The 8,364-nt window shown below is 48.4% G+C and carries 8 protein-coding genes; 5 read left to right on the top strand and 3 right to left on the bottom strand.

Annotated features, from left to right (window positions below):
* Nucleotides 1-84: 84 nt before the first annotated feature.
* The 3 genes from AC1U9U_RS14025 to AC1U9U_RS14015 are packed head-to-tail and all read right to left on the bottom strand — an operon-like array spanning nt 85 to nt 2,814.
* The gene (locus AC1U9U_RS14025; RefSeq protein ID WP_479961178.1) at nt 85-1,257 is read right to left on the bottom strand and encodes an ABC transporter permease; all 1,173 of its coding nucleotides are present in this window, start codon (nt 1,255-1,257) and stop codon (nt 85-87) included.
* A 5-nt stretch (nt 1,258-1,262) separates the two neighbouring features.
* Entirely contained in the window at nt 1,263-1,949 is a 687-nt protein-coding gene (locus AC1U9U_RS14020) for an ABC transporter ATP-binding protein (RefSeq protein WP_479961177.1), read from the bottom strand.
* Nucleotides 1,936-2,814, bottom strand: a complete 879-nt coding sequence (locus AC1U9U_RS14015) for an efflux RND transporter periplasmic adaptor subunit (protein ID WP_479961176.1) — start codon at nt 2,812-2,814, stop codon at nt 1,936-1,938. The genes AC1U9U_RS14020 and AC1U9U_RS14015 overlap by 14 nt, the downstream gene beginning before the upstream one ends.
* Nucleotides 2,815-2,949: 135 nt before the next feature.
* Between AC1U9U_RS14015 and AC1U9U_RS14010 the strand changes: the two genes are divergently transcribed.
* The 5 genes from AC1U9U_RS14010 to AC1U9U_RS13990 all read left to right on the top strand — a co-directional run.
* Nucleotides 2,950-5,016: a molybdopterin-dependent oxidoreductase gene (locus AC1U9U_RS14010; protein ID WP_479961175.1), complete on the top strand. Its 2,067-nt coding sequence runs from the start codon at nt 2,950-2,952 to the stop codon at nt 5,014-5,016.
* A 53-nt stretch (nt 5,017-5,069) separates the two neighbouring features.
* Nucleotides 5,070-5,627, top strand: coding sequence for a 4Fe-4S dicluster domain-containing protein (locus AC1U9U_RS14005; protein WP_479961174.1), 558 nt, complete (start codon nt 5,070-5,072; stop codon nt 5,625-5,627).
* 397 nt (nt 5,628-6,024) lie between these two features.
* A complete protein-coding gene (locus AC1U9U_RS14000) occupies nt 6,025-6,114 on the top strand; it encodes a potassium-transporting ATPase subunit F (RefSeq protein ID WP_479961173.1) in 90 nt (29 codons plus the stop codon).
* A complete protein-coding gene (gene kdpA / locus AC1U9U_RS13995) occupies nt 6,111-7,796 on the top strand; it encodes a potassium-transporting ATPase subunit KdpA (RefSeq protein WP_479961172.1) in 1,686 nt (561 codons plus the stop codon). Before AC1U9U_RS14000 ends, kdpA begins: the two co-directional genes overlap by 4 nt.
* 15 nt (nt 7,797-7,811) lie before the next feature.
* On the top strand, nt 7,812-8,364 hold a 553-nt coding region (locus AC1U9U_RS13990; protein ID WP_479961171.1), incomplete at its 3' end, for a P-type ATPase actuator domain-containing protein.

Raw genomic sequence — 8,364 nt, 5'->3', positions numbered from 1 at the left:
ATACTGAACGCAGTGAAGTATCTTGACCTGATAGCCCATTTTTTACTATCTAATGGTGCCGAGGTAGCGGCAGGGGGGTTACTTTTATAAGCTTCTGAGGGCGTCGATGGGATTTAAGCGACTCGCTTTTCGGGCCGGCAGATAGCCGAAGACGATACCGACGATTGCGGAGAATCCTACGGCAAGTGCAATGGTCGATAGGGAAATTAAGAAGCCTACCCCAATCAGTTTGGTAGCAAGATAGGCAACCAGAGTACCCAGAATCAGACCTATCAGCCCGCCAAACACAGAAAGAAAGATGGATTCAACTATAAACTGGAGTTGGATCGTATTGGGAGTTGCGCCTAAAGCCTTGCGCAGACCGATTTCAGTTGTTCGCTCCGTTATGGATACAAGCATCATATTCATGATACCGATGCCGCCGACCACCAGGGAGATTGCAGCTATGCCGGCCAGCAGCAGGGACATCATGGACATCATGGATTGGAAGGATGCGATCATTTCGCCCATATTAAAGACGTTATAGGCATTCTCCTTATAGTTAAAAGCCTGATTCAAGACCCCTTTAATGTCGGTTACGGTAGCATCGGCTAATTTAGTGTCTACTAAAAAAACATCGAGATTGGTGATATTTTTTACACCTAAGCTGCGCAGGGCAGTTGTATAAGGAATAATCACTGAATTATTATTGGATCCCATGCTGAATTGGCTCGAGGGGGCAAGCATTCCTATTACTGTATAGGCTGTGCCGTTGATAGTTAAGTTTTTTCCGACCGGATCGACACCGTAAAAAAGTTCCTTGACAATGTTGCTGCCGATAACTGCCACCTGTGTTTTGTTTTCCAGGTCAAGGACATTGATGGCTCGACCCGATTGCAAAAGACTTGCATCGGTTTTAAAGAAAACTTCATTTTTCCCCTGGACTGTTGTATCGGCAAGGACCTTGTTGTTATAGACAATCCCGGTTTTCTCCGAAACCGTTGGCGAAACGCCGCTGATATTTTTTAATTGGGAAATGCTCTTTAAGTCGCTTTGGCTAAGCCCTTGTTTGAGAGGGGTGCCCATGGCGGTAATGGTGATTTTGTTGACACCCAGTGTATTGACCTGACTGCTGATACTGGTTGAGGCTCCCTGAACGACCGTAATCAAAGCGATAATTGAGGCGACCCCGATGACTATGCCAAGCATGGTTAGGAAGGAACGGAGTTTGTTATTGACAATATTTGTCCAAGACATTTTAATGCTTTCCAAAAACATCCTTTTCAACCCTCCTGTTCTGTTAAATACCCATCTAAAATATGAACAATGCGCTTAGCGTAACGAGCAATATTAATATCATGGGTAATCATAATGATGGTTTTTCCATCATGATTTAACTCGGCAAAAAGTTCCATGACCTGAGTCCCGGTTTTTTGATCCAAGGCACCGGTAGGTTCATCGGCAAGGATAATGGACGGCTCTGTGACGAGTGCCCGGGCGATGGCGACACGCTGCTGTTGACCACCGGAAAGTTGTACGGGAAGGTTTTGCATTTTATCAGATAATCCGACACGGTCCAGCATGGTTTCAGCCCGCTCTTTACGTTGGGCAGGGGATGCTCCCGAATAGATCAAGGGAAGCTCCACATTCTGCAGGGCGTTCAACCGCTGCAGAAGTTGGAAGTTCTGAAAGACAAAACCGATTTCTTTGTTGCGCACTTTGGCCAGCTGAACCTCATCTAAGTCTTCAATATCGTGGTTTGTAAGAATATACTTTCCGGAGGTTGGGATATCGAGGCAGCCGATAATATTCATCATGGTTGATTTTCCTGAGCCCGAGGGGCCGAGGATCGAGAGGAATTCACCTTTTTGAACGGATAAATTCACCTTATGCAGAACCTCTAATTCTTCATCACCCATAAAGTAGCTCTTGCTGATATTTTGCATGGATAGTATTTCATTGTTTGCCATTACCGCTGCCTCCACTGCGGGGGAATCCTGTATCTTGTGCCGGCGCGGGCTTTGGATAGAGAATTGTTTCGCCGCCGGTGACGCCGTTTTTGATTTCAACGGTGGTGCCATCATTGATACCTGTGGTGATATCTGTTTTAACCGCTGCACCCTTGGCATCTTTTTTAAGAATAAAAGGCTTGTTATATTCGTCAAATTGGATAGCCGTCATAGGTAATGCGACAACTCCTATGGCCTGATTACTGATAAGCCTGACCTCTGTAGTCATGCCAATTTTAAGGTTTGGATCCTTTTCTAAATCGATTGTTGCCGTAAAAAAAGTTACCCCATTGGCAACCTGACCTTCTTTCGATAGGCTGCTGATTTTGCCTTTGATCTCTTTATTTAAGGCATCTATTTTAACGGTTGCTTCCTTACCGACCGTCACAGCAGCAATATCGTATTCGTCAACTTTAACCTTGGTCTCAAGGTTATCAAAATCAACAATATCCAGTATGGTCGTGCCCGGCATGATCTGAGCATTTTCTTCGACAGTCAGATTGACAATTTCCCCACGGATTTTAGCTTTAATTGTTTCACCTGTTGTGGTTTTGATTAAAGGGTCTCCGACCTTGACCACATCGCCCTCTTTTACTTTAAGCTCAGCCGGCTGCATCATCTTATCCGCCGTGACCGCCTGACGGTTTTTAGTATCAACATTACCTGTGAAGGAATAATAGGTTGTAATATCTCCCGTTTTAGCTATAACAGTTTCATAAGGTAATTGTGTCGGTCGCATATAATAGGCTGAAATCACAGCTAAGGCAAGGACTATTATTCCGGCGGCAAGCCACTTTTTCTTTTGGGTTCTTTTTTTTCCGCACATTACAGCAACCTCCAAAAAATTCAACCAAGTCCCGCCCCTAGTATTAGTTTTAATCATGTATTTAATGTGCTTATTTATGCTATACTTTTTACATAGTTTTCTTTAGCGTTTTGCTCGCGGAAAGGGGGATTGAGCATGGATACTTTATCTCACCATATTTGTCCCCGCAATTGCTATGATACCTGCAGTATTATCAGCACCACTCGCAATGGCCGCCTGGTAGCTATTGAGGGTAATCCAGCCCAAAGTTATACCAGAGGGAAGATCTGTCAGAAAGTTATGGATGAGATCCATAAAGTCTATAGCCCCCACCGGATTAAATACCCAATGCGCCAGCGCAAGCGTTTTTCCGGCCAGTGGGAGCGGATTAGTTGGGAAGAAGCTCTGGACACCATCAGTAGAAAGATTCTCAGTATTAAACAAAAGTATGGAACCACCCTCCCTATTGCCCATAACAAATACTCCGGCAACTTTGGGATTCTGCACAATGCTCTGGAGGCCTTTATGACCGGTCTTGGTCCTACGACTCGGGCTGTAGGTTCACCATGCTGGTCGGCGGGAGTGGATGCCCAAACTTTTGACCTTGGGGCCTTTTTCTGCTCCGATCCTGCCGATATGGAGCAGGCTAAACTGATCTGGATCTGGGGGGCTAATCCCGCCTGGAACGCCGTTCATCAGATGCCTGTTATCTTTCGGGCTATGGACAAAGGCGCGAAGGTGGTCTGTTTTGATACTCATTTTACAGCCACTGCCGGCCGGGTTCATGAGTTTATCAGGGTGAATCCGGGAACCGATGGACTTCTTGCTTTAGGAATAGCCAGGATTCTAGTGAAACATGATCTTATCGACCCGGACCTGCCGGAGTATTCACTGGGACATAAGGAGTTTATCGATTACTTAAATCGTGAAATAGATCTTGAAGAATGCGCTCAAATCACTGGAGTAACATTAAGCACCATTGAAGAATTGGCTTTAGAATATGGCTCGGCCAAGCCTGCCTGCATCTGGGTAGGTTTTGGACTCCAGCGGTATACCAACGGGGGACAGAATCTGCGGGCTATTGATGCTTTAGGGGCTTTGACGGGGAATGTTGGCCGACCGGGTGGTGGAATCCAGTATGGGCAAATGGAGACCTGGCGTTTTTCCGGACCCTTATCCGATTCCCAATGTGGCCATCCTCAGGATTGTAATCTGGATATTAACCAATTTCCTTGCCTTGCTCTAAAGGCCGATCCCCCGGTAAAAATGCTTTGGATCGCCAGCCGCAATCCCCTACAGCAAGACAGCAATCAAGCCGCGTGGCAAAGTCTCCTTCAAGGTCTCGATTTTATCGTTGTAAGTGACCTCTTTCACACCCGCTCCTCGGCGGCTGCGGATATCTTTTTACCTGTAACCACCCATTATGAGCATTGGGATCTTCATGCCGGCTATTGGCATTACTATATTGGTATCAATGAACCGGCTATTGAACCGGTAGGGGAAGCCCGCTCGGACCTGCAGATTGCCTGGGACTTGTCCAAGCGTCTGAATGAGCTTGCCCCGGGAAGTTCGGCTTTTTCCACCGAAGGGTCGGAAAAGGAGTGGGTCCTTCAGGAGATTGGACCGGAACTTAGGGAGATGCTTAATATCGATTCTCCTGAGGAGCTTTTGCCGGGGCCCTTGCGGGTAAAATTTCCTCCTACAGCTTGGGGGGAACGGAAGTTCCGGACCCCTTCCGGGAAATACGAGTTTTACTCGGAAAAGGCAAAAGAGCAAGGCCATCCGGCCCTGCCCGTTTATCTTCCGTCTCTTAAAGCTCCGCAAGAAGCTCCCTTACGGTTACTGACTCCACATCATTTTACAACTTTGAATTCGCAAGTTTATTGCTTAGGCGAACTTGGTGACGGTGCCCTTAATAATAACTATGAAAACAGACCTGTCCTGAAAGCACGTCTTAATCCCCAAACGGCCAGGGACTATGCTTTAAAAGATGGGGATCAGGCTATCCTCTGGAATCAGGGAGGATCACTCCCGGTAATTATCGAGACCGATCAAACTATTGTTTTCGATACGGTGATTATTTATCTGGAAAAATGGTCTGACTTAATGTCTCCTCATCCTAATCTTTTGAACCAAGGAATCGTGACCGACATGGGGCGGTATGCCACGGGTGCTTATGGTTTGGCCCTGAATGAGACCTTTGTAGGGCTTCGCAAGGCTTAAGTAAACTGAGCATTCCCTTAACAATAATAACAATAACGGAAGGACGGAGTAAGATGGCCAAGCAGTTAGGTTTCTTTTTAGATGTGAATAAGTGCCTGGGCTGTGGGGCATGCATTAAGGCCTGTGCCAATAATAACCGTTTGCCCGCCTCCTTGACTTGGCGTAATTTACGGCAAGTGGAAAATGCTAATTATGACCAGGGTCAGGTTTCCCGCTTTTTCCTCTCCACAGCTTGCAACCACTGCGCTAATCCGGAATGCCTGGGGGTTTGTCCTTCCGGGGCCTATGCTAAGCGGCGGGATGGGATTGTACTGCATTATCCGGACAAATGTTCTTCCTGTAAATCCTGTGTAGCCTCTTGCCCCTTTGGCGCACCTAAGATTAATCCTCAGACCGGTAAGGCCGGCAAATGCCAGCTCTGTCATGAGCGGCTGGATCGGGGCAGTGCGCCTTACTGTGTGCAAGCCTGTATAACCGGGGCCCTGCAACTGCGGGAGATTCATGGGACCCCCACAGACGAGGTCTTGCGCTTGACAGCTCCCTTACCGTCTCTGCGTCTTACACGACCCTCAACCTTTTATTATCCGCCAAGGGGGACGAAGATTTTGTGAAACAAGGGGACAGGAACTCTGTTTCACTTAGATATGCCGCTTGCGAAATTGAATTGAATGGCATAGTTGAATAAATAGCAAAGCCCAGTCTTTTGTATAAATTTACAAAGAACTGGGCTATTTTTTGTAGAAAGTTATAAAAGGTTTCTTAGAGTCGTTTGTATATTGGTTAGGTCGTACTCAACAAGTTCACTTATTTGCTTAATATTGTAACAAAGTGTTCAAGTTATTGTCAAGAGAAAATAAGTGTATTGGCGATTGCCTTATCGGAATGGCATAATCTTGCCAACTTCTTGACATCGCGGCTTTTCATATTGCCACTATCTTGACTTTTTATTTGGTATATTGAATCTGCGCTACTTGATATTCAAAAATGAAGCAATCAGGAGTTGAAATAATGGGGATTGTATTAATGATAGCGGGCTTAATCGGCCTTGCCTTGCTGGTTTACTTATTTTATGTCCTATTTCGAGGTGAGAATTTATGAGCTATACCCTCTGGCAGGACCTATTCTTTATTGCCCTGCTGATTGGCTTGTCTATTCCGCTGGGCATCTATATGCATAAGGTGATGAACGGGCAAAGGGTATTTTTGACCCGCATGCTTGCCCCCGTGGAAAAGGGGATTTACAGGCTGATGGGCGTTCAAGGTGATGAGGAAATGAGCGCGAAAACGTATGCGTTTTCTGCTCTTCTATTCAGCGCGGTTGGTTTTGTTTTTCTTTGGCTTTTGCAGATGCTGCAAGGCATTCTGCCCTTTAACCCGGAAGGAATGAAAGGCACAAGCTGGCATTTGGCCTTCAACACGGCGGCCAGCTACATTTCCAACACAAACTGGCAGGCGTATGCGGGCGAATCCACCCTGTCCTACCTGACACAGCTTTTAGGGCTTACCGTCCAGAATTTTGTATCGGCGGCAACGGGAATCGCCGTTCTCTTTGCCCTGATCAGAGGATTTATCCTGAAACAGAACAGGACCCTCGGCAGCTTTTGGGTGGACCTGACAAGAACTACCCTGTATGTGCTGCTCCCGTTGTCCTTCATTGTCGCGGTTTTGTTGGTTTCGCAAGGGGTGGTGCAGACCTTTGCCCCATATAAAGATGTAGCTATGCTGGAAAGCGGGGCTGTCCAGACCATTCCGTTAGGTCCCGCGGCAAGCCAGGTCGCAATCAAACAGCTCGGCACCAACGGCGGCGGCTTTTTCGGGATGAATTCCGCTTTCCCGCTGGAGAATCCCACGCCGTTTTCCAATCTGATAGAGATGTTGTCGATTCTGCTGATCCCTGCAGCACTTTGCATAACCTTTGGCAAAGCGGTGAAGGACGGCAGACAGGGACGGTCAATTTACATTGTCATGATGGTCTTCTTCGTTGCCGCCCTTGCCGCCGTCACTGTCAGCGAACAGTTTGCCGCGCCGGTATTTGAAGGGGTTGCAGCCTCCGGCAGTATGGAGGGCAAGGAGGTCATCCACGGCGTAGGAGCATCTTCTCTGTGGGCGGCAGTTACCACAGCGGCCTCCAACGGCAGTGTAAACGCCATGCACGACAGTTTTACTCCGCTCGGCGGCATGGTTCCCATGTTTCTCATGCAGCTTGGCGAAATCGTGTTCGGCGGCGTGGGGAGCGGTCTTTACGGGATGCTGGCCTTTGTGCTGCTGACGGTGTTTATCGCCGGATTGATGGTGGGCAGGACCCCGGAATATTTGGGAAAAAAGGTCGAGCCTTTTGACATGAAAATGGTGTGCCTGATCGTCCTTGTTCCCCCCCTGTCAACGTTGCTGGGCACCGCGGCCGCCGTCATTATGCCGGAGGCAGCGTCGTGGCTGACCAATACCGGTGCTCATGGTTTTTCAGAGGTACTGTATGCCTTTTCCTCCATGGCCAACAACAACGGGAGCGCCTTTGCCGGATTCACCGCGAACACGGTGTTCACGAATGTTTTAGGCGGGATCATCATGCTGTTGGTTCGCTTTATACCGATGGTGGCTGCCATCTTCCTGGCCGGAAATATGGCGCAGAAAAAAACCGTTGCCGTCAGTGAGGGAACACTATCTACCAGCAACACCATGTTTGCCGGACTTTTGATCGGGGTGATCCTCATTATCGGTGCGCTGAGCTTTTTACCGGCGCTGGCCCTCGGCCCGATTGCCGACTACTTTGCAACGCGATAGAAAGAGGCGACCAAAATGGAAAAGAAAAGCGTCAATCAAGACATCTTTGCGGATGCGCTCAAACAATCCCTGGTAAAACTCTCCCCCCGTGTACAGGTAAAAAACCCTGTCATGCTGGTGGTCTATATCGGGGCGCTCCTGACTACCGCACTGTATGTTCTTTCTTTTGCAGGGCTGAAAGACGAAAGTGCGGGCTATACCCTCGCCATAGGGCTGATCCTATGGTTTACCATAGTGTTTGCCAATTTTGCAGAAGCCATTGCGGAAGGACACGGGCGGGCGCAGGCCGACAGTCTGCGCAGCGCGCGCAAGGACGTAAAGGCCAGGAAGCTCAAATCCCCAGCCAATACGGAGGATTATACCGAGGTACTGTCCAACACCCTCAAAAAAGGCGACATCGTCTATATCAAAGCGGGCGAGCCAATCCCTGTGGACGGCGAGGTGATCGACGGTGCGGCGTCCGTGGACGAAAGCGCCATCACCGGAGAATCGGCACCCGTCATCCGCGAGTCGGGCGGTGACCGGAGCGCCGTTACCGGAGGAACGACCTTGGTATCCGACTGGCTGA

It is taken from the genome of Desulfitobacterium sp., assembly GCF_982384815.1.
The sequence above is the reverse complement of the archived record's forward strand: the minus strand, read 5'-3'. Positions and strand labels throughout refer to the sequence as shown.

Bases quoted from the DNA above. Each gene is read 5' to 3' on its own strand.
- AC1U9U_RS14005 (WP_479961174.1), top strand. From the start codon at position 5,070: ATGGCCAAGCAGTTAGGTTTCTTTTTAGATGTGAATAAGTGCCTGGGC.
- AC1U9U_RS14020 (WP_479961177.1), bottom strand. From the start codon at position 1,949: ATGGCAAACAATGAAATACTATCCATGCAAAATATCAGCAAGAGCTAC.
- AC1U9U_RS14015 (WP_479961176.1), bottom strand. From the start codon at position 2,814: ATGTGCGGAAAAAAAAGAACCCAAAAGAAAAAGTGGCTTGCCGCCGGA.
- AC1U9U_RS14025 (WP_479961178.1), bottom strand. From the start codon at position 1,257: ATGTTTTTGGAAAGCATTAAAATGTCTTGGACAAATATTGTCAATAAC.
- AC1U9U_RS14010 (WP_479961175.1), top strand. From the start codon at position 2,950: ATGGATACTTTATCTCACCATATTTGTCCCCGCAATTGCTATGATACC.
- kdpA (WP_479961172.1), top strand. From the start codon at position 6,111: ATGAGCTATACCCTCTGGCAGGACCTATTCTTTATTGCCCTGCTGATT.
- AC1U9U_RS14000 (WP_479961173.1), top strand. From the start codon at position 6,025: ATGGGGATTGTATTAATGATAGCGGGCTTAATCGGCCTTGCCTTGCTG.